The following is a 20,149-nucleotide window of genomic DNA, read 5'->3' on the forward strand; positions in this document are numbered from 1 at the left end:
CTTCCAAGGACTCTCCAAATATTATTGAATGTGTCTCTTGTATTATTGGCTATCATTCTAGCAATATTATTGGTGAAGGAATTAATCATTTTTGGTCAAATGTTAATAGGAAATGGCAGCCATAACGACCAACAGTTTTTTGCCAATATCCTGCTATTCTTTTTATGCCCCATTCTTTGTATAATAGCGCGGAGTACGATAGTACATGGTCTGGTTAAAGGCTGAAAAGATCGAGTTAAAGTGTATAAAGATGTTTGCATCGAGCAGTTCAGGATACTGACGGAAAAGACGATGGTCGCCATAGATGATGGCAGATAGGGCAGAGTTTAATTCACGCTGAAAAATTATGAATCGCTGCTGCGCCGTTTGTTCATCAAATTCTCCTCCACTCACATACACATTTCCACTTAAAATAGGCACTCCCTTCTTCGTTGTCATCCATTCTGCCAATACCTCATCACGCTTGGAAACGTTAATACCTGTTAAATCGTAATGATAGCCAATGCTCAAAAACAAGTCACCGGTTGTATCGGAATGTGTCAACGTGTACTTTCGTCCATGAACCTGCATAGATGCCGAACAAGACAAGAAGTTAACATGCAGCTTAGAAGGATTGAAATCCGGACTCATAATCATACTCCCCATATAAAATTCAACTAACCCTCTATAGAGTATTTTGAAAAAAAGAAGACCGTGAAACTATTTTGGCAGTTCTTTTGTATAGAGTAATAGACTATGATGCACGGGGACGGTTCTTCTGCTTCAAAATAGGAAAGAGAAACAAAGTCACTACACGATGGCACTTTGATAATCCTTTCATCCCTGCGAAGGTGCCACCAATTCCACTTTCATTCTATCCGGGTCTTCAAAATACACCGCATAATGGTCTGTTCCGCCGGCAAAGGGATGCTTGTCCTCATATAAAATCCGTACATTTCTATCTTTCAATTTACTCGTCATTTCCTCAACCTGCTGGCGGGAGCTTGCATGAAAGGCCAGATGATTCAGACCCACACGGCATCGGTGATATGCTACATCTAAATATTTTTCCTCTGCCTGCACAAAAACAATATAAGTTTCACCCAATTTCCAGCTCTGGCCCCGATCCCATTTTTGATGCACTTGATATCCTAACTCCTCCAAAAACCATCCCCAGAAGTCCGCCGATATCTTTAAATTTGAAACATATAACTCGATATGATGAATTAATCCTTGCGACACTTACATTCCCTCCTAATTGGCTTATTTGCATCCATTTCCATCATAATCGAATTCCCTTGATAAAACTGCACTTATTACTAGTAGCCGATTGGGTGAATTATATGGTACTAAATTGAGGCACGAGAACCGTCCCCATGCTTCACCATGCCTCACCCTCAACTCAGGACTATTTTACTATATTATTATGAATATTCTAAAAACATATAGAATTATAGACGTTTTGATTTTATACTAAAAGGTAGTTTATTAGTTAGTTTAATAAACAAATATTAATACCTCTTGGAGGTGGTTTTCTCCCTTAATTGATTGCAGTACGTTTTGTAAGCGTTTTTACACATTAGAAAAAGGAGGGGTTTTTATGAAAAAGAGCAAACAGGTTTCCGCTATTATGTTGTCTGCCATGTTATTGCTTACACCAATCGGCGGCGGCATTTCGGCAACAGCAGCGAGCACGGGCAGCGGTAGCCAACCGGCAGCAACCGCAATAGAAAACGCCAATGCTCACAAAGATTTAGGACAAATAAAAAAAGCCATCAAAGAGATTCCTACAGTAAAAGAAATTCCTTATGGAGAAGGAATGACCTTTCACAGCCAGCCGACTACCATCAGCCATCCATTCAGCTCCATGTACAGTTCAAGCGGTCATGTCGATATCTGGAACGACTACGGCTATGACGAAAAGGAATTTTTCATGTCGGGGAAAGCTAATGTTTACAGCATTGACAAGCAAGATGTTCCTTATATCCAATCGTCCGGAAACGATTATACAACAAGGCTTTTAGTAAGATTTCCAAAGGATCCGGCCAAATTCTCCGGCCGCGTTTATGTTGATATTTTAAACGCGTCAAGCGGCGTCGACTTGGAAGATACCTGGGGCCGAAGCTATGATTGGTATATGAAAGAAGGCCATGCCTACATCGGGATTACTTCCAAAACAGACACCATCAATGCTTTAAAAAATTTCGACAGCAAGCGCTATGCGGACCTGAATTGGAAAGTAAACGGCCAGGATGAAAACGGTCTGATTTGGGACATGCTCTCGCAATTAGGCACAAAGCTGCGCAGTGACAGCGCCGGCGACATTCTCGGCGGACTGAAACCGCAATATGTCTACTTATCAGGACAGAGTCAATCAGGATTTTATTTGAACACGTACATTACCTCATTTGATAAAATGCTTGAGAACTCCAATAATGGAAAACCATTATTTAACGGGTATATGAATATCGTTGGACCTGGAACAACCAATGTGAACTCCGGCGGACCTAAGCCAAGCGTTACTTATTCGGAAACCGCCGTTCCCTATATGGTGATTATGTCCGAATTTGAACATAATTTTGCCAACATGCCGGACTATACCTATGAAAGAAAGCATGACTCATCCACAACTAAAAACAAGTTTAGATTTTACGAGGTAGCCGGCGCCCCGCATACAGACCCGACGCTCGACGTCATTCCATTTAGCGATGAAATTAAGCTTGGAAACGGAAAAGGAAGGCCGCCAAAGGAATATGACCCGGGCCATTATGAAAGTGACTTGAATCTGCAAAGCTTTGTCAATGCGGTCCAAGAGAACATGCATAAGTGGGTAACTCAAGGAATTCCTGCCCCTTCTGCAGACGATAAATGGATTGATTTTTCGAAAAAAACAGAAGCTGGAAAAACCATTTACACAACGAAAGCCGATGAAAATGGCAATGCATTGGGTGGAATTCGCGATCCGCGCATCGAATACCCAATCGCCACTTATTATGCGAGCCGAAACGGCCTTCCTTTTGAAACGAACGGAAGTATGGTTTTCTTCACTGCCGACAAAATTGCAAAACTGTATCCTAATTTTGAAAAAGATTATAAGAAGCCATTTTTAGCACAGGCTAAGAAACTATTGGATCAAGGATATATTTTACAAGAAGGCTATGACAAGCTCGTAAACTATGTAAATGAAAAGAAAGGCTTCGGCGGGCCAGATGCGGATAAGATTAACGCGGTGGCTGACGCCAAGCCAACCAAGATTGTCGAAAAACCGTTTGACCCTGAAAAGGTTGGCTTCCATACAGAGGAACCAGATGTTGCGGCCCATCCGGAGCTGAGCCATCCTTATAACTCGATGCTAGATTCCGTTGGCGCAGTCGATATTTGGAAGGACTATCATTATACTGAAAAAGAATTCTTCCTTTCCGGTCAGGCTAATATTTATGAGCTTAGTAATGTCGAAGGTAACGACGTTCCGACTGTGAAGAGCGGTCCATATGATTACACGAACCGAATTATCGTGCGCATGCCGCAAGATATGAAGAATTTTTCCGGTGCCGTTTATATCGACATCCTGAACGCCTCCAATAATTCCGATATGGAAGATACTTGGAGAAGAAGCTGGGAATACTTCATGCAGAACGGCCATGGTTATATTGGAATAACTTCAAAGGACGTTAACGTGGCAGCCTTGAAAAAATTCGACCCTGCCCGTTATGCGGATATTGATTGGACAGCCGACAAGGCGGGGCAATATGAAAACGGCCTGTTCTGGGATATGCTGTCGCAGCTTGGGGTGGCCTTGAACGATGACGAGCAAAGCCGGCAAATCCTTGGCACGAAGCCTGATTTTGTGTTCCTTGGCGGGCAAAGCCAGTCCGGCATGTATGAGAATACGTATACCAACGTGTTCCAGCCATACTTATACAATGCTGAAAAGGATCAATACCTGTTTGACGGCTAATATAATTTGGTTGGGGCGATTCCAGCCTCCATCCAGCCTTCGGGAGCGATCATGCCGTCGTTAACTGACAAGAATACACCAAAATCCATTTTTAAGGCAATGGGTGTTCCCACGGTGGTGGTGATGTCCCAGGCAGAATCGGGATTCAAAGAGGGTGCAGGCCTATTCCCTTCTTACAAAAATAAAAAAGATCAAAACAGTAAGTATGATATTTTTAGACAATACGAAGTAGCCAATGCACCTCACTCCGATGCGATCTCGCCGATCATTCAGAATAATGATGCGCTGGTAAAAGCCGGGGTGGCACCAAGAAAATATCCTGTAACGGATCTTCCAAATACGGTGAAGAGCAATTTGCACATCGATATGTTTGCAAGCGGCGCGCTCGATAACCTTTATGATTTTGCTGTAGCCAAAAAAGCGAACCCTGATGCGGATCCGAAGAAATACTTCCCGACTCTGAGGATAAATGGCTGAAGGTCGACCCAGCCACAGGGAAATTTGCCAGGGATGCTCACGGCAACGTCATCGGCGGACTCCGCCATCCATTGTCCGACAACCCGCTCGCAACCTACATGGTAAGAAGCGACTTCATGACCCTATTCAGTGCGGACAAGCTCGCATCCCTATACGGCTCAAAAGAAAACTGGGTTGAAAGAATGAACGCTTCTGTTGACCACCTACTGGCACAGAACCTCATCCCGCAAACAGTCGCCGACTCGTATAAAAAAGCGATGCATGGGGACGGTTCTTTTGCTTCAAAATGGTGATGTGATGCATGAGGGTGGTTCTTCTGCCTCAAAATGGTTTATTTTGCTGACGCAGAAAAGAGGCTATGGAAGAACGAAATAGCTCCACGCATAAAGGCCCGACTAGCTCCTATCCGCTAGTCGGGCCCTTTTCATGTGTAAGGCTTTTTATTACGACCTTGAAATGATGCACAGGAACCGACCCCACGCATCACTCCCACACTCATGAAATGATGCATGAGAACCGTCCCCGTGCCTCACCCAATCTGCTGCTCCATTTCTTTTAGGATGTTTTCTAGGGTTACGACGATGCCTTTGTCGTCTTTGTAGCAGATGTGATTTGGGCGGAAGTGGACGGGGGAGTCCAGTCCGGCCGCTGCGGCGATACGAAATAGTCCTTGTCGCAGTGTGACAAGGTAATTTACCACACGGTATTTCTTCTCATCTACTACGAGTGCATATTGCAAGTCAGGGTCTGTTGTCGCGACCCCCACTGGACAAGCGTTGGAATGACACTTTAGTGTTTGAATACAGCCGACGGTAATCATAAATCCGCGCGCAATGTTGACTAAGTCCGCCCCCATCGCCAAGGCAATGGCAATCCGGTCGGGCGTGAACAGTTTGCCCGAAGCAATAATTTTCACGCGGTCGCGCACCCCATATTTTTTCAAGGTTAAGTCCAATATTGGAAGGGCCGATTTAATCGGCAGTCCGACGCTATCAATTAGTTCCTGATAGGATGCGCCCGTTCCCCCTTCGCCGCCATCGACGGTAATGAAATCCGGACCTTTTCCGGATTCCTTCATATATCGGGCAAGTTCTTCCGCACTATCGGTGCTGCCTATGACAATCTTCATACCAACCGGCTTCCCGGTATGCTCGCGAATTTTTTCAATAAAGTCACACATCGACGCGATATCGCCAAATTGTTTAAAGCGATTCGGGCTGTCTACCGATTTATAGGGCTCCACCTTGCGAATGGCGGCGATTTCCTCATTGACCTTTTCCGCGTCAATATGCCCGCCGCGGGTCTTTGCCCCTTGCGCCAGCTTGATTTCAAAGGCTTTCACCTGCGGAATCTCACTTTTCCGCTTTAATTCATCCCAATCCATTTCCCCATTTTCGTCACGAACCCCAAACATGGCCGGGCCAATCTGCATAATGATGTCGGCGCCGCCTTCCAAATGATACGGAGACAAACCGCCTTCGCCGGTATTCATCCAAGTCCCCTTCGCCAGGGCCAAACCTTTGGATAATGCTGTAATGGCGTTTTTCCCCAACGCACCGTAGCTCATCGCCGACATGCCGATTAAACTTTTAACAACGAAAGGATGCCTGGTTTTTGGGCCAATCACGACCGCATCATCATCGTGAAGCAAGTTGGCCTGCGCATCGTCATCCTCCCATTTTTCCTCCCTGTCCGTAAAAAGCGGGTCATTCAGTAAAATATATTTTTTCGTATTAACCAGCGTTTTCTGATCCATTTTGATTTCTTCGTTTAGTTTTGGGAACATTGAATTCCGAACGAAAAATCCCTCTTCATCAAAATCGCGTTTCGACCCGAAACCGACGACATCCCGCTTATATTTCGCACTCCTGACAATATGCTCATAATCATCCCGCGAAAATGGCCTCCCTTCCGTATCGCTGTTAAACCAATACTGCCGCATTTCGGGACCAATTTTTTCAAAAAAATAACGAATCCGGCCCAACGCGGGGTAATTCCGCAAAATCGAATGTTGCTTCTGTTTCCGGTCGAAAATTAACAAATATCCAACAAAAACAACCACACCCAGCAGTACAAGTGCAATAAAGGCAAACTCAATAATGACTAATATATTGGCAAATTCCATCATTCTATGGCTCCTATCAAATCTAGAATTTAATATAGACTTAATATTAGCCAGTATTGGGAAACTTATGTAATTTAGGATGCATGGGGACGGTTCTTATGTTTCAAAAAATAGTGTACTCAGCTTTGAATCAAAGCTTTTAAAAGAAAAATAGTAGAAAAGCGAGCTGAAATGAAATGAGGCACAAGAACCGTCCCCGTGCCTCACTCAACCGCCTCATTCACATACATGAGATGCCTAACAAACGCCTGATTGAGCTTTCTGAAATGCTCTATCCTCAGGTTGCCAAAGTATTTCCTTTCCCATTCCTTTACGGTTTCCTCGACGATTGCTCGGCCCTTGAGTTCTATATATTCGGAAATGCTTTTATTCTCAAGTTCTGATAGTTTTAAAACGTACAACTGCTGTAAAAAGAAATGATGGTATCGTGTTACCGCCTCGTTAATGTCTTGCTTTCGTTTCTCCACAGCCTTATCCTTAGTTAAGACGCCCACCAAAACAGTGGCAAGAGCAGCAAAAAGAGCAATAGGTGGAAAAACATTAAAAAGGGCATAGGTTAAAGTATGCCAGCCCATCGCAAGACCAACCGTGCCAAATACGGCTGAGCCGATCCCCATTGCCAATACTTTTTCCGCATCCCCGTACTGGAAATTGATTTTTAAATTAGCCTTGGTTGTTTGGGTAAGAGAAAACGCAGATATCCGTTTCATGTCCGGGACGTTGTCTGCAATCCGCTGCATCCAAGCATTCTTATATCTTTTAACAGCCGATTCAAAAATAGCACTTACCTGATTGGTTACCTTCTGATTACTTAAATGCTTCTCAAGCACATTTTCAACAATCGATTTTGTATCGACTAAACGCTGGTCGGAAATGACTTCCTTACCTTGAAATTCCTTGGAAACCGAATTGATTTTATTTATCGCAAAATTATAAAGCTGGCCGCTTTTCTTTGTCGTGTCCCGGAGGCCGCTATACCAGGAACCATCCTGATCAATCTCTGCATACATTTCCCGCTTCTTTTCCTGAAAAAAACGGGTCATTTCCTGCTCGACTTCATTCATGAATTGGTTATAAATTTGCGGCATAAATTCAAGCAGGTTATTCTTCTTCATTGTTATTTCATCGGTTATATTTAAATACTGGCTGCTTTGAGCCTGAATATATATTTGCTCCTTGATTAATCCAATATGCAGCTGATCCGTTGTGTTGGCCTTTATAATGAGCTCATGACTTTCCTTCACAGCCGCTTTCAAGGCTTGTTCCATGTTCTCTCCCATTGCTGGGTCAACATTTTTTATTTCCGTTAAAACTGGGCGAAACGCCTCTAATTCTAAGATTTCCTTTTTATATAAAAAATCCAAAATAACCACCTACCCTATTGATAAAGATACCTTTCGAAGAATGGAAGCTGTAGGTTTAATGATTTCTTTGACCCTGGTAAACGTCTTTTCGGGATTTTCTAGAGCATAGTTGATGCTGATGGCCGCAGCAACGGATGCCAAACAGCCAATCCAAACAGGACCGCCAACTAGACTGCCCGCAAGCAGCGCCCCTCCTGACACAATCGCTCCCTTTCCCCCTTTAACCAACGTTTCCTTTTTACTGTCGCTTTTTATAAGCGAATAGACCAGGCCTCCAGCAGCAACAGGAAAAAGAATTGGATTTCCACTAGCAATTGACGAAAGAATATAGGCTCCCGAGAGTTTAGAAACTGCGGTTGGATCCTGTCTTTTTCCGACCAACAACGCCGATAAAAGGCCAATACTGCCGCCCAACAATTCCGGAGCATTAACTGTTAGGGCATCGGCAAGAAAGGGTTTGGAAATACCAACAGACTGGGCAATCCCAGCAAGATGGTCCCATTGGTCAGACGTTAAGGAGAAAAAGGGATTAATTCCGGAGACAGAAGCAATGTCCCTCAGTAAATGCTCCCCTGCCTGTAAAAATTCCGTAAGAAATGAATCATCCGCCTTTACATCCTTTACAGCACGAAAGGCTCCCCAAACAGAATGCTGTCCATCCAGCAGGTGGTGGTAGGCAGAACCCCCTATATGGGTAGAATTATAGACAGAGTCAATCGCTCTATCATATTCATCAAAATTATGGTTAAATTGTTGAGCCATCCATTGGGCAAGCGAATGACTGCCTGTAACCAGACCTGCATCTATCGCCATGGGAGTTCTTCCATCTCCCGATAAACCCATTTGGATATTTTGTAATCTCTTCTCGTGTTCCATCATAGCCCTCTTTTTCACTAGACTTTATATAGGAATATTATACCACCTGATTTCCAATAACCAAGAAATCGGAAATGATTGGTTATCCCGAACTCAGTCTGCCAAAAATATTTATCATTAATTAATTACGGTTATTCTAGACAAGTTGTTTAAAAGAACTCAAAGATCGCTGAATAAGAGACAAATAGAGAGATTCCCTCATGCCTCTTTTATGTATAATAAAAATTAGATAATAAATTTTATGGAGTGTCAGGAATGAAGGCTGTTTTTTTTGATTTAGATGATACCTTATATGACCAATTGTGGCCGTTTCGGATGGCGTTTGATGGTGTTTTTCCGGGTGTTGATACTATTTCAGTAGTAGATTTATTTACGAAAAGTAGAGAGTATAGTGATAGAGTCTTTGCCATGACAGAGTCGGGGGAAATGCCCTTAAATCAAATGCATCGATATAGAATGGTACATGCCTTTCAAGATTTGGGCAGGAACATTTCGGATGTCGAGGCCGATGAATTTCAAAGGGTGTACAAGGAACACCAATATAAGATTTCTCTTATTCCAAAAATGAAAAGAATTCTACAGTATTTATATGAGAAAAATATACCCATGTATATTACGACAAATGGTCCCTCAGCCCATCAGCGTGCAAAAATCAAAGCCTTGGATATTGGGAACTGGATACCGGAAGCAAACATCTTTATCTCAAGCGAGATTCACCATGCTAAGCCTGACAAGGAATATTTCGATTATGTTACTGCCAAAACCAACTTTACAAATGCTCATTCTTATATGATTGGAGACTCATTTGAGAATGATATTTTAGGAGCAACCCGAGCTGGCTGGAATGCTATTTGGATTAATACAAAAAACAAAGAAAAGCCCCATCCTCATATCCAGCCCGAATACGAGGTAATTTCCTATAAACAACTTGAGGAACTCATCAAGCAATTATTTTAATAAGACAAAAATAGGGTTTGGCTTTTTAGCAGCCAAACCCCTTTTTTTGATGCACAAGAACCGTCCCCATGCCTCACTCAATCAATAGATCCCATGGTTTGAAATACTTCGTTTGTTTGTGGAGATACGTAAATGTTTCGGGATGGGAAAGCGACTTCTACTCCCTCTTGCTCCAATATCCCCATGATTTCTAAGTTGATTTCATGTTTAATCCTAACGTGTTCTGCCCAAACCGTTGTATTTGTAAAAAAATAGACAAGAACATCAAGACTGCTCTCATTATAATGATCAAACGCCACCATAATCGTATCCGGATGGATTTCTTCATGAGTCCCCAACAATTGTCGGATGCGACTTACAACTCTTTGAATATCCTCTTTGGTAGTTTTATAGTTAAGTCTTAAGTGAAAATCGATCTTTCTTTTTCCCATTCGGCTCCAGTTCGTAATCGCTTCGTTTGCCAGCGTTGCATTCGGAACAGTAACCAGAGCTTGGCTAAAGGTTCGAACCTTCGTGCTTCTGAAATTGATATCTTCTACAATCCCCTCAACACTCGGCGTCTTGATCCAATCTCCAATAGAAAATGGCTTTTCGGTTACAATCACGACCCCGCCAATGAGATTCCCTACAGCTTCCTTTGCCGCTAAAGCAAAGGCAAGTCCCCCTAATCCAAGGCCCGCAACCAATCCATTCACATCATAATTAAATTCCTGCCCGATAATACTGATACTGATGGCAATAATAATGACGCGAATGGTCCTTGAAATAAACGGAAGCAAAATTAAATCAATCTTATTGCTCATTTTTTCGTTAACACTGATTAAGATCCCTGAGGAAGGAGAGGACAAATTAAACAAGCCCCATGTTATTAAAACAATGATCATCGAACGCAAAAATTTGATAAACAACGCATTTTGCTGCTCCATAAAAGGAAAATAATCCATCGCTAGGTACAAACCTACAATAATAAACGCCCAACCTAAAGGTCGTTCAAAACTTAAGCAGATTTGTGTTAAAAATTCAGTCGGTGTTTTGCGGGCCAATTTTACAATCAACTGAAACACATATTTAGTAAACAGGTTTCTAAAAAGAATAAATACAGCCAAAATCCCAATCGAGATCCCTAAATTTTTTAACATCTCATAGTCTATGTCCGCCATTGAAAAAGCCATTACAAATGAATCCAAAGACATTTCTAAAATACCTTCCCTCTTTTTATGAGACTTCTATATAAATTCAAACCATCACAACGCAATATAATAAACTTTTTCACAAAATAATTGAATACAACAAAAGTCTCAGATTGAAACATGGGGACGGTTCTCGTGCCTCACCACCCCAAAAAATGATGCATAAGAGCAGTCCCCATGCCTCACTACCTCCAAAAAAAATGATGCATGAGAACCGTCCCCATGCATCATCCAAATTTAAAAAACCACCGATGGAAACGTTGAGCTACGTATAGGGTGGCGTAGACTGAAATCCAGGAAACGTACCATTCCCAATGGATGTATTCAATAAGGTCGGTGAATTTTTCAAACAGGATTTCTGAAATGATTAAGACAGTTGTGATAATAGATGTGTAAAATATACGTTTCCAATTACTTTTATGGACCGGATAGTGCAAGACATAAAAAACACTAATGAGAGGATATACCCAAAACTCAAAGGTGAAACTTGTTCTGTTAACCGAAGCAAACTCCCGGACTGGGTATTCGATCCAATTTAATTCTGCCACGATAAGGCCTAAAGACCAAGTTATTAACTGCTGAAAAACAAAAATGACACTTGCTTCATTTAAACGTTTTTTAGGGATTAAGACCAATGAGAAGATGGTGATGGACCAGATTGCATAGAGGAATGTCACTTCCATTCTTCCGATCCTCCCACTCCATGATAAGCCTGTAGTTTTGTGGTTCCCATAAGCCATAAGACATATCTTCTGCAGACCCAAAACTCAAATACAAAATTAAAAAAGAATCTAATTAGTTGCTGAGCATCGACTCGCATAATTCTGGTAAACGTCGCTAGTAAATACATATATAAAATAATGACCCCAGTGAACACAACGTAATGGAGAACCACTTTTAGTTTCCCGCCTTGGTCAGGAAACCATCGATGAAAGACAACCGCCACGGTCGGAAAGAAGATAAACTCCGAGGTAAAACTAATTTTGGTTGCTTTTTCAAATAGGCGAACTTCTGTTGATAAGGCTCCAAAGGCTGTAAGAACAATGCCAAAAATCCAAGTTAATGACTGAAAAAAGAAAAACACTGCCATAAATTCTCGCACTCTTGATTTTGGAATGACAATGAGCAAAGTGATAATAGAAACAATCCAAATCATAGCGAGAATGAAATAATCAAAGTTCATATACTGCCTCCTTATGGAGTTAGTATTAGGAGTTTATTGGATACAAATACTTTTGGGTTTGTAAAAATTGTAAAAGACATGGGAAAAGTCAAGGGGACGGCTCTTCTGGCTTTTTGCCAGCGGAACCGTCCCCTTACTTCGCAGACAAAATTGATGCACAAGAACCGTCCCCATGCCTCACCCATGCTTAAGCGCCTTCATGCTGTACATGTTCTTATCAGCTAATTTCAATAGGTCATCAAATGTTTTTCCTTCGCTGGGATATAGGGCTGCACCGATGGATACGCGGATTTCAACCTCAACAGGTGATACGTCTTTCAGATTTTTATGGATTTTGTCCATCATTTCAGCCAAATTTTCCTTTTTCTTGGTTCCTGGGGTAATGATTAAAAATTCATCTCCACCCCACCGTGCGAGGATATCCTTTTCCTTTACACTTTTCTTTAATTGAGCAGCGATCGTCATTAAATATTGATCACCGGCTTTATGGCCATAAACATCATTTATCACTTTAAAATCATTCACATCCAGCAGCAAAAGAGCAAAGTTTTGGCCCTTCTGTGTAGAAATATACTTTTCAACAAATCTTCTATTGTAAAGTGTCGTAAGGATATCCTTTTCTGAATAATAGATGGCAATATCATATTGTTTCCCGAACCACCAAGCAAACGCAAGCATAATAGGCAATCCGATTATTTCAAACCAGCTTGTATATCCATCCCTATAAAAATAATAGCTCATATATAAGGAATTAATGATTAAAACCATCAAGAACGTTACAACCCTGCCTTTTATTCCCATAAGACCATCATCCTTCTTATCATTTAAAAAATTCTTTACCCCTTCGGAAAGTTTCATATGGACTATTCTCACGGTTTTTAAAGTGTGCCGGTGAAACGGCCCTTTTGTTTTTTGGCCAATATGCTGCCGATAGGAAAATGGTCGTTTCTCTTCATTATGATGTCTTCTTTTTTCCTTTGGAATAGGCTTAGAAAAGCATCCGCAATTTCAGGGTCGAATTGCTTCTCTTTATTTTTTTCAATCTCTAGCAGCGCCAATTCCAACGGCACCTCTGGACTGTAGGCACGTTTTGAAATGATGGCATCAAAGGTGTCCGCAACCGCGACGACTCGAGCGGCTAATGGGATCTCTTCCCCTTTTAATCCGCTTGGATAGCCCTTTCCGTCGAATCTTTCATGATGGTATAAAACGATGTCTAAAATCCCCTTATCTTGAAACTCTTTCACGTGTTGAATCATTTCGCAGCCAATTATAGGGTGTTTTTTTATAAAAGAAAATTCCTTCTCCGTTAATTTTCCTGGCTTTAAAAGGATGGATTCAGGGACCCCGATTTTTCCAATATCGTGCAGCAATCCTCCTATTCTGACGGTTTCAATCATCTCATTTGGTAATTTCAATTGCTTAGCGATTTTTACGGCATAGTCCGATACATTGTGGGAATGTCCGGATGTATAGGTATCCCTTGAATCTAATGCATTGGATAAAGCAGAGATTAATTCTAAATGATCATCCTTTATCTTCTGGCTTTTTTTCATGAATCCAACCGAAATATACAGAATGATAAGATAAGTAACTTCTAGGATCATGAACCTTAGTAACGTGTTAGACTGCAGGTCAAGCTGGAACCTGCTATAAACCACCAACGTGGTTACGGTAACCAAGAATGAAGTGGACCGCCGATAATAGCCGATGCCTAAAAAAACGACAGCGAGGATAAAACCAAGATATAAATTTTGCTCCCCCATTTTAAGGAAATGAAAAAAAATATTAATCCCCATAAGAATTATAAAACCATAACGAAAAACAACTGGATTATTTAATACATCATTCATTCTAAGCTTCAAACGATTCTCCCCCAAACACAAATCAATGGGCATATTTATCTAATGACAATTTTACTATATCTATCATAAAAAATAATTTTTCCCAGCCAGAATTCAAAATTTCGACAAAAAGCTGATGCATGGGGACGGTTCTCTTGCCTCACTTTATCCAAAATCATCTATGAATGATGCACGAGAACCGTCCCCATGCCCCATACCTAAAATTAACCCCCATAAAATGACAAAAAAACTAAACCCCGCCATGTAAGCGCTTGATGTATACTAGAAGGAGTGTATTTTAAAGTTTAGGAGAGTTTGCTATGTGGTTTGTTTTTGCTGTTTTGGCAGCTACTTGTTTTGGATTGAGGGGAATTCTTTATCATTGGACCTCGCAGCGGCCGATTGATCGTAATCTTATGCTGTTAGGCGTTTATATTTCTGGAACCGTTATCACCCTGGCCAGCAATGTAGTGTTCCAGCAGCCGTGGACTATTGAAGCATTGTTAGGTTTCCTTTTGGGGCTATTTTCGTTTATCGCAAATGCCTCGATGTATAAGGGTTATGCCGTCGGCAAGGCCTCGATTATCGCATTATTTACAGGACTGCCGCCGCTGGTAGTCGTGATTCTTGCTTACATCCTTTGGCGCGAAGCACTTTCAACGTGGCAGTTCATCGCATTCTTCATCGTGTTGGTTGGTCTGCTTTTAATCAAATATTCACAGGATTTAAAGCTCAATCAATTAAAAGGGATTCAATGGGGAATCTTGACGATGCTGTTTTTCGGGTTTACCGACACGACCGTAAAACTAGCTACCTTGTCTGGTGCTTCAACGTTTCCTGCTTTAACGGTCATGTTTGCAACTGGTGCCGTCTTGTTCGGACTATCATGGGCATTGGGCAACGCCAAAGCAAACAAAGCCCGGCATGAAGCGGCAGCCGCTGTTGAAACAGGGTTAACGGAGCGTGCCGGCAGCTGGACCGTGAAAAAAACACTCGGTGTTGGAATGGGAGTGGGAATCACCAATGCAGCAGGTATGATTTTAATCTTCCCAGCCTTCCGCGATGGGATTACCGGAATTGTCTCCGCCATCGTCGCCATGAACGTGGTCTTTGTCATTCTTTACGCCCGCTTCTACCTCAAAGAAGCCTGGAACAGACGCGAAGTCACTGGCCTCATCCTGGCCTTTATCGGCATCCTGATATTGCGGGTCGCCTCGTAGGATGATGCATAGGGACGGTTCTCATGCCTCATTTTGTTGGTTCACAGGGACACGTTTGGTGCACAAGAACCGTCACCATGCATCAAAAAAGCGGCCAATTTCATTTAAACTGAAATTGGCCGCTTTATTTATTTTTGCTCATTTATTTGTCTCCATGTTTTATTGATTGATCATGTTTTCTTCTGTTTGTTCCGGAAAATAGTCGGAAATACGGGTAAACAGGTAAGTGAGATAAGATTGAAGTTCAAATCGGTCTTCTTTTAAAAAGTCGTCAAACGAAGTTTTACTTTTTTCCACGTCTCTTCCCCTTTCTTCGTCGTGATTTGGAATTCTAGACATACACCATATCTAAATAAAAATAATTTTACCTTAAGATTTTAATCCTCGGTTAAATGCCTAGCCTTACAGTATCAGCCCCGCCCTACGCACAATACCATGATGGCCACACGCGCCATCCACCTGTTCTCATTATAATTGAAAACGGTTTCATATTCAAAGATTATTATATTACAAGTTTTGACAAAGTGCTACAAACGAAGTGGCAACCACCCAACCAGCTGGAAATTGGCGGTTTTTTATAAATCAACCTGTATAATAATTAGTGATGCATGGGGACGGTTCTTCTGCATCATTCCCCATCCAAATTCAAAATAAAAATGATGCATGAGAACCGTCCCTACGCTTCATATTCTTTTATTTGTTCTTTCAAGGACAATATGTAGTTCATCATTGCGACTCTGACGATGGAAGGATAGTAACGGTTATAAAGCTCTTGTTCACATTCTTCTAAATCCATCTTTTTTACTTCGATAATCTTGTTTAATTCTTCTACTGTCATTAATAGCCACCCCTACCTTTTAAAATATCTCTATTTCTGCCAATCTAATAAACTTCCCCAAGATGTATCTATATTTTAAGGATAGACACTTTTTTCATAGATTATACCCACGTGTCGCTTCTTACAAAATACTTATAATAAAATTAATATTCCTCTCCGGGTAACGCAGACGTATAATTAAAGATAAAGGCTTGTACTGCCGAGTCTGGGAAAGCTGAATCCGAAGGCCAGGGACGAAAATGATTGGCGAAAAACAAGCGAACCACCTTGCTAGTTTCCTTTAGCAAAAGAGGTTCGCTTTTTCGAGAAATCCATATAAAAGTATTCATCTAAAAATGAAGCATAAGAACCGTCCCCATGCCTCATTCTCCCTAATCTACCACTCCTTTTTCTAATATATCTACATGTGCTTTTAGATTTACTTTTATATGCGGGTATTGATTTAACCATTTTTGGTCTTGAAAGTTTCTTACCCTGCTTCTTACTTGTGTCCCTAGTCCTAATGGATCAATGTGCAATTTTTGAAACGAGCGAATCATTTCAGTTCCCTGTGTTTCTAATTGTTTCTCCATTAATTTCTTAATATGCTCGACTGCTTTTTTGTTGGTCTTTTTCCCCATCGTTTCTCTAATAATTCCATTCACCTTTAGTTGGATCGTGATTTCCGGCTTATTTTTTTTGTTCTCTACATGGAAATTATGTTTTGTATGAATATTTTCGATGGCAATAAAATGATGGTTTCTTAATCTAAGCTTATAAGTCCCCTGCTTGACCTTCTGTAAAAGCGCCTTAAAAATAAATTGATGGTCTTGACGGAGGCTTTTCACATATCGGTCCCCCTTAAATAAAGCAATCCCCTTTATATGAATATCTTTACCTTTTTGTCCGATTAAAGGTAAAAACGGATCGCTTAACTTGGAGTAGTAGGTGTTTAAAAACTGATGAAGATTATAAGTGGGCACCAAACCTACATCCATATTTTGTTCGATTAACATGGATAAATAAATACCCGTATCACGGTCACCATACCGTTTACTTAAAATCCTTTCTGCCTCTTCATCTGTAACCGCCAAAAATAATCTTTCACTGATAGAAGGATCCCTTTGTAAGGTATCAATGAGATCGCCAATTCCTTGTTTGGCAAGTTCTTTACTATATAGTGCCACTTCCAATTTGCCGTTCACCATTTGCCTAGAGGAAGCCATATTAATTTTCTTGAGGGTTTCCTTACTCAGTTCATCACTGGCAGTAAATGTTTCATTTCCAACGCTCTTATCAGGTTTATATATCGGGAGAACAGATGTTGCTTTAATGATATATTTGTTTACATAGTCGTATCCGACAGCTGATTCCATGTTAATATCATCTAAAATCAGTTTTGGAACACGGCCAAATCCAAAAGCACAAAAAAGAATGAGGATAACCGCCGCTGCCTTTGCCTTTTTCATCATATCTTTTTCCTCATCTTAAACCGAATGTGATAACAAACAAAAAGAACAGGCAGATAGCAAAACAATATATAAAATCCAATTTCTGACGCCCATTGATTGTATTGCTGAATCGTTTCTCTTTCTGTTAAAAAGCAGCTTATCGTAAAACAAATGAATAAAAGAACAACGAGAGCTTTCTTCTGTTTAACCTTAAACAACTTCTTAATTCCGCGGCTTGCTGACCAAAACATCAGACAAATAATTGGCATCATCACGACTGCCCACGTGGTAACGCCAATTATTTCGAAGCGCTCCACAAAGGGTAACTTTATAATCTTCCACATCATTAACGTTGGCCATATGACGATTTTTAGATACTCCTGATCAAAGAAGGCCAATGTTACAATCATGATGAGCAAATATAGGAGTGTAGTAAAAAGATTTCCATAATGCGCATATTTTTGCGAACTTGCCGGATTTTTAATAAACGGATAATAAAATAATAAATATTCAAACCCGGAAAAAGATAAGGATGCTCCCTTAATCGATTTCGCCATATCATAAATGGAATGATCGAAGATGGGCAGCAGATTTCGAAAATTTGAAAATTCAATTGGTACAAAGAAGGTTAGAATCAAATAGGCAGGAAACACAACAGCTAAAAAACAAATACCAGTAACGGCGCGGAATCCGCTTGTAACAACATAATAGACAATAAGCAACAAGACTAAAGCGAACGGCCATGTTTTTAGTAAAGGAAACATCCACACTTGAACGATTTCAATATACGACCGAAGCACTGTGATTGCCATGGTGAGAACATAAAGAATAAAAAGAAGGCTAAATAAATTGCCGATCCATTTCCCGAATGTACGTTGGTGAATTGTAAATAAATCGCCCTTATCATTATTTAGCATTGTGTATATCATCCAAATCAAAATATGAATAATGAATCCAGTAATAATAATCGAAATCCAGGCATCATGACCTACAAATTCTGCGAGCTCCCGTTGAAAGCTTAAAACCCCTACCCCATATTGCGTCCCATGGACAAGGAAGGAAACAAGAAAGGGAGAGACAAGAAACTCAGGTTTAATTTCCGTTTTCATAACAGCCCTCCTTCGCTTAGGCTCCTACTCATCTATATCCTTCACCTCACTTGCTTTGTTCTTTAAAAATCGCTTCTGATCCTGAGGCTGTAAAAAATGCGGTCTGTTTGATTGTAAAGAAAATGGCAATCGTATGATGGCATCTTTTAAATCCTTCATTCTAGGAGGATAGATTGGTTCTAAATAAGGTCTGCCTAACGATGTTAAACGCAATAAATGGTTCATTAAAAAGAGAAAAGCAATCGCAATCCCCAATAGCCCCCACAATTCCGCCATCAACAGAAAAGGAAATCGCAGCAATCGAATCGTATTACCCATTCTGTAAACCGGGGTCGTAAACGAGGCCAAAGCCGCAAGGGCGACAATAATCAGCAGTACATTACTCGTTAACCCGGCATCCACGGCTGCTGTTCCGATCACGATACCACCTACGATACCGATGGTTTGTCCAACCTTTGTAGGAAGTCTAGCTCCGGCTTCCCGAAGCAGTTCAATCGTTAACTCCAGGATGACGGCTTCCAAAAAGGGAGGTAATGGAATGGTTCTTCTTGATGAAACTAAGGTAACCATTAAATCTTTCGGTATTAATTGATAATGATAGGTTAAGACGGCCACATAAATCGGGGTAACCAAGATAGAAAACGATACAGCCAATACCCGGATTAGTCTGAATGCCGAAGCCATTTGCCAATTGATATAATAATCTTCAAATGCATTAAATAGCTCCATGATGGAAATCGGTCCAATTAAGGCATGGGAGGAGCCATCCACGATAATCACGACGCTTCCCTCCGCAAGAACACCAGCCACCCGGTCTGGCCGCTCAGTGTCAATTAATTGCGGAAACAGGGAGTTTCCATTATCTTCGATCAACTGAGAAATAAAAGAACTATCCAGTATTTGATAGAATTCCAAGTTTTCCAGACGCTGACAAACAGTATTAATGTTTTCCTCATTCGCGATCCCTTCAATATAGAGCACAGCCACTTTTGTTTTAGAAAGTGATCCAATTGTATACTCTCTAATCTGTAATTCTGAAATCGGCAATCGGGTGCGAACTAGATTTAAATTCGTTGTAATGGATTCCACAAATGCCTCTTTTGGTCCAACAACACTATACTCCTCTTCAGGAATAGTAACCTCACGGGATTTCTTCATTTCCGCCCGGACAAGGGCACAGGCCGCATCCTTTTCATGGAGTTGAATCAGAACTGACCCTCTTAATAGGGCATCTTCAATGATTTGCCGTTCACTTGTAATCAATACATCTTCAAAAGGAAGGATCTTCTTTACGTCTTTAATTGAAGTAGGGGCTGTCCGGTTTAAATAAGGAAGAATATCCCGATGCAGAATCTCCACGTCAATTAATGAACCAAAATAAGAAATCCAGTAAGGCTGGGGTGTCTGGGGGTTATGAAAATGAACAAAATCACCCGACTTTTTATATTGCAAAATCAGGTCAAAAAGTGTGTGTTCTTCACGTTTGGGAGGATTTTTACGAAACCACATTTTCACGGAGCACGGCCCCCTGCTGCTTATAGTAAAGTCGTCTTTCTACAAATAATGATTTCCAAGTTAAATATTATTAGTTATGTTAAA

The 20,149-nt window shown here is 41.0% G+C and carries 18 protein-coding genes and 1 pseudogene; 4 read left to right on the forward strand and 15 right to left on the reverse strand.

What is annotated here, in order from left to right; translation table 11 throughout:
* Positions 1–162: 162 nt before the first annotated feature.
* Complete coding sequence (locus QNN06_RS28935) at positions 163–630, reverse strand: staygreen family protein (RefSeq protein ID WP_217036707.1); 468 nt, start codon at positions 628–630, stop codon at positions 163–165.
* A gap of 186 nt (positions 631–816) precedes the next feature.
* On the reverse strand, positions 817–1,221 hold the full coding sequence (locus QNN06_RS28940; RefSeq protein WP_217036708.1) for a VOC family protein: 405 nt from the start codon (positions 1,219–1,221) through the stop codon (positions 817–819).
* A gap of 577 nt (positions 1,222–1,798) precedes the next feature.
* On the opposite strand from QNN06_RS28940, the pseudogene QNN06_RS28945 reads away from it, so the two are divergent.
* Both QNN06_RS28945 and QNN06_RS28950 read left to right on the forward strand, forming a co-directional pair.
* Positions 1,799–4,414: pseudogene (locus tag QNN06_RS28945) on the forward strand (alpha/beta hydrolase domain-containing protein).
* A 50-nt stretch (positions 4,415–4,464) separates the two neighbouring features.
* On the forward strand, positions 4,465–4,707 hold the full coding sequence (locus QNN06_RS28950) for an alpha/beta hydrolase domain-containing protein (protein ID WP_481819276.1): 243 nt from the start codon (positions 4,465–4,467) through the stop codon (positions 4,705–4,707).
* Between the two features lie 236 nt (positions 4,708–4,943).
* Here QNN06_RS28950 and QNN06_RS28955 read toward each other — a convergent pair whose 3' ends face one another.
* The 3 genes from QNN06_RS28955 to QNN06_RS28965 form a co-directional block, all read right to left on the reverse strand.
* A complete protein-coding gene (locus QNN06_RS28955) occupies positions 4,944–6,539 on the reverse strand; it encodes an FMN-binding glutamate synthase family protein (protein ID WP_217036710.1) in 1,596 nt (531 codons plus the stop codon).
* A 203-nt stretch (positions 6,540–6,742) separates the two neighbouring features.
* Positions 6,743–7,903, reverse strand: coding sequence for a hypothetical protein (locus QNN06_RS28960; RefSeq protein ID WP_284036536.1), 1,161 nt, complete (start codon positions 7,901–7,903; stop codon positions 6,743–6,745).
* Positions 7,904–7,912: 9 nt separating this feature from the next.
* Positions 7,913–8,779, reverse strand: a complete 867-nt coding sequence (locus tag QNN06_RS28965; RefSeq protein ID WP_217036712.1) for a hypothetical protein — start codon at positions 8,777–8,779, stop codon at positions 7,913–7,915.
* Positions 8,780–9,034: 255 nt separating this feature from the next.
* On the opposite strand from QNN06_RS28965, the gene QNN06_RS28970 reads away from it, so the two are divergent.
* Positions 9,035–9,736, forward strand: a complete 702-nt coding sequence (locus QNN06_RS28970) for an HAD family hydrolase (protein ID WP_213117388.1) — start codon at positions 9,035–9,037, stop codon at positions 9,734–9,736.
* Positions 9,737–9,813: 77 nt separating this feature from the next.
* Here the strand turns inward: QNN06_RS28970 and QNN06_RS28975 are convergent, their stop codons facing one another.
* The 5 genes from QNN06_RS28975 to QNN06_RS28995 form a co-directional block, all read right to left on the reverse strand.
* Positions 9,814–10,929, reverse strand: a complete 1,116-nt coding sequence (locus QNN06_RS28975; RefSeq protein ID WP_249366586.1) for a mechanosensitive ion channel family protein — start codon at positions 10,927–10,929, stop codon at positions 9,814–9,816.
* Positions 10,930–11,153: 224 nt separating this feature from the next.
* Positions 11,154–11,609 (reverse strand): CBO0543 family protein, encoded by a 456-nt coding sequence (locus QNN06_RS28980; protein ID WP_217036713.1) that lies wholly within the window; start codon positions 11,607–11,609, stop codon positions 11,154–11,156.
* Entirely contained in the window at positions 11,600–12,109 is a 510-nt protein-coding gene (locus QNN06_RS28985) for a CBO0543 family protein (protein WP_217036714.1), read from the reverse strand. The genes QNN06_RS28980 and QNN06_RS28985 overlap by 10 nt, the downstream gene beginning before the upstream one ends.
* Before the next feature lie 177 nt (positions 12,110–12,286).
* The gene (locus QNN06_RS28990; protein WP_217036715.1) at positions 12,287–12,967 is read right to left on the reverse strand and encodes a GGDEF domain-containing protein; all 681 of its coding nucleotides are present in this window, start codon (positions 12,965–12,967) and stop codon (positions 12,287–12,289) included.
* 20 nt (positions 12,968–12,987) lie between these two features.
* Positions 12,988–13,974, reverse strand: a complete 987-nt coding sequence (locus tag QNN06_RS28995) for an HD-GYP domain-containing protein (RefSeq protein ID WP_254124806.1) — start codon at positions 13,972–13,974, stop codon at positions 12,988–12,990.
* Positions 13,975–14,273: 299 nt separating this feature from the next.
* On the opposite strand from QNN06_RS28995, the gene QNN06_RS29000 reads away from it, so the two are divergent.
* Entirely contained in the window at positions 14,274–15,173 is a 900-nt protein-coding gene (locus QNN06_RS29000; protein WP_217036716.1) for an EamA family transporter, read from the forward strand.
* A gap of 159 nt (positions 15,174–15,332) precedes the next feature.
* Here the strand turns inward: QNN06_RS29000 and QNN06_RS29005 are convergent, their stop codons facing one another.
* From QNN06_RS29005 to QNN06_RS29025, 5 genes are all read right to left on the reverse strand, one after another.
* A complete protein-coding gene (locus QNN06_RS29005) occupies positions 15,333–15,470 on the reverse strand; it encodes a hypothetical protein (RefSeq protein WP_241113738.1) in 138 nt (45 codons plus the stop codon).
* A 379-nt stretch (positions 15,471–15,849) separates the two neighbouring features.
* Positions 15,850–16,011, reverse strand: a complete 162-nt coding sequence (locus QNN06_RS29010) for a hypothetical protein (protein ID WP_213117382.1) — start codon at positions 16,009–16,011, stop codon at positions 15,850–15,852.
* A 371-nt stretch (positions 16,012–16,382) separates the two neighbouring features.
* Positions 16,383–17,462 (reverse strand): Ger(x)C family spore germination protein, encoded by a 1,080-nt coding sequence (locus tag QNN06_RS29015; protein ID WP_217036718.1) that lies wholly within the window; start codon positions 17,460–17,462, stop codon positions 16,383–16,385.
* The gene (locus QNN06_RS29020) at positions 17,459–18,550 is read right to left on the reverse strand and encodes a GerAB/ArcD/ProY family transporter (protein ID WP_217036719.1); all 1,092 of its coding nucleotides are present in this window, start codon (positions 18,548–18,550) and stop codon (positions 17,459–17,461) included. The genes QNN06_RS29015 and QNN06_RS29020 overlap by 4 nt, the downstream gene beginning before the upstream one ends.
* 24 nt (positions 18,551–18,574) lie before the next feature.
* Positions 18,575–20,059, reverse strand: a complete 1,485-nt coding sequence (locus QNN06_RS29025) for a spore germination protein (protein WP_284037999.1) — start codon at positions 20,057–20,059, stop codon at positions 18,575–18,577.
* Between the last annotated feature and the right edge of the window lie 90 nt (positions 20,060–20,149).

This window comes from Neobacillus sp. 114 (genome assembly GCF_030127045.1).
In the GTDB taxonomy this organism is placed as follows: domain Bacteria; phylum Bacillota; class Bacilli; order Bacillales; family Cytobacillaceae; genus Neobacillus; species Neobacillus rhizophilus.

Coding starts and splice junctions, on each gene's coding strand:
- QNN06_RS28980 (WP_217036713.1), bottom strand. CDS start 11,609: ATGGAAGTGACATTCCTCTATGCAATCTGGTCCATCACCATCTTCTCA.
- QNN06_RS28935 (WP_217036707.1), bottom strand. CDS start 630: ATGAGTCCGGATTTCAATCCTTCTAAGCTGCATGTTAACTTCTTGTCT.
- QNN06_RS28985 (WP_217036714.1), bottom strand. CDS start 12,109: ATGAACTTTGATTATTTCATTCTCGCTATGATTTGGATTGTTTCTATT.
- QNN06_RS28965 (WP_217036712.1), bottom strand. CDS start 8,779: ATGGAACACGAGAAGAGATTACAAAATATCCAAATGGGTTTATCGGGA.
- QNN06_RS28990 (WP_217036715.1), bottom strand. CDS start 12,967: ATGAAACTTTCCGAAGGGGTAAAGAATTTTTTAAATGATAAGAAGGAT.
- QNN06_RS29000 (WP_217036716.1), top strand. CDS start 14,274: ATGTGGTTTGTTTTTGCTGTTTTGGCAGCTACTTGTTTTGGATTGAGG.
- QNN06_RS28970 (WP_213117388.1), top strand. CDS start 9,035: ATGAAGGCTGTTTTTTTTGATTTAGATGATACCTTATATGACCAATTG.
- QNN06_RS28955 (WP_217036710.1), bottom strand. CDS start 6,539: ATGGAATTTGCCAATATATTAGTCATTATTGAGTTTGCCTTTATTGCA.
- QNN06_RS29020 (WP_217036719.1), bottom strand. CDS start 18,550: ATGAAAACGGAAATTAAACCTGAGTTTCTTGTCTCTCCCTTTCTTGTT.
- QNN06_RS29010 (WP_213117382.1), bottom strand. CDS start 16,011: ATGACAGTAGAAGAATTAAACAAGATTATCGAAGTAAAAAAGATGGAT.
- QNN06_RS29015 (WP_217036718.1), bottom strand. CDS start 17,462: ATGATGAAAAAGGCAAAGGCAGCGGCGGTTATCCTCATTCTTTTTTGT.
- QNN06_RS28975 (WP_249366586.1), bottom strand. CDS start 10,929: ATGTCTTTGGATTCATTTGTAATGGCTTTTTCAATGGCGGACATAGAC.
- QNN06_RS29025 (WP_284037999.1), bottom strand. CDS start 20,059: ATGTGGTTTCGTAAAAATCCTCCCAAACGTGAAGAACACACACTTTTT.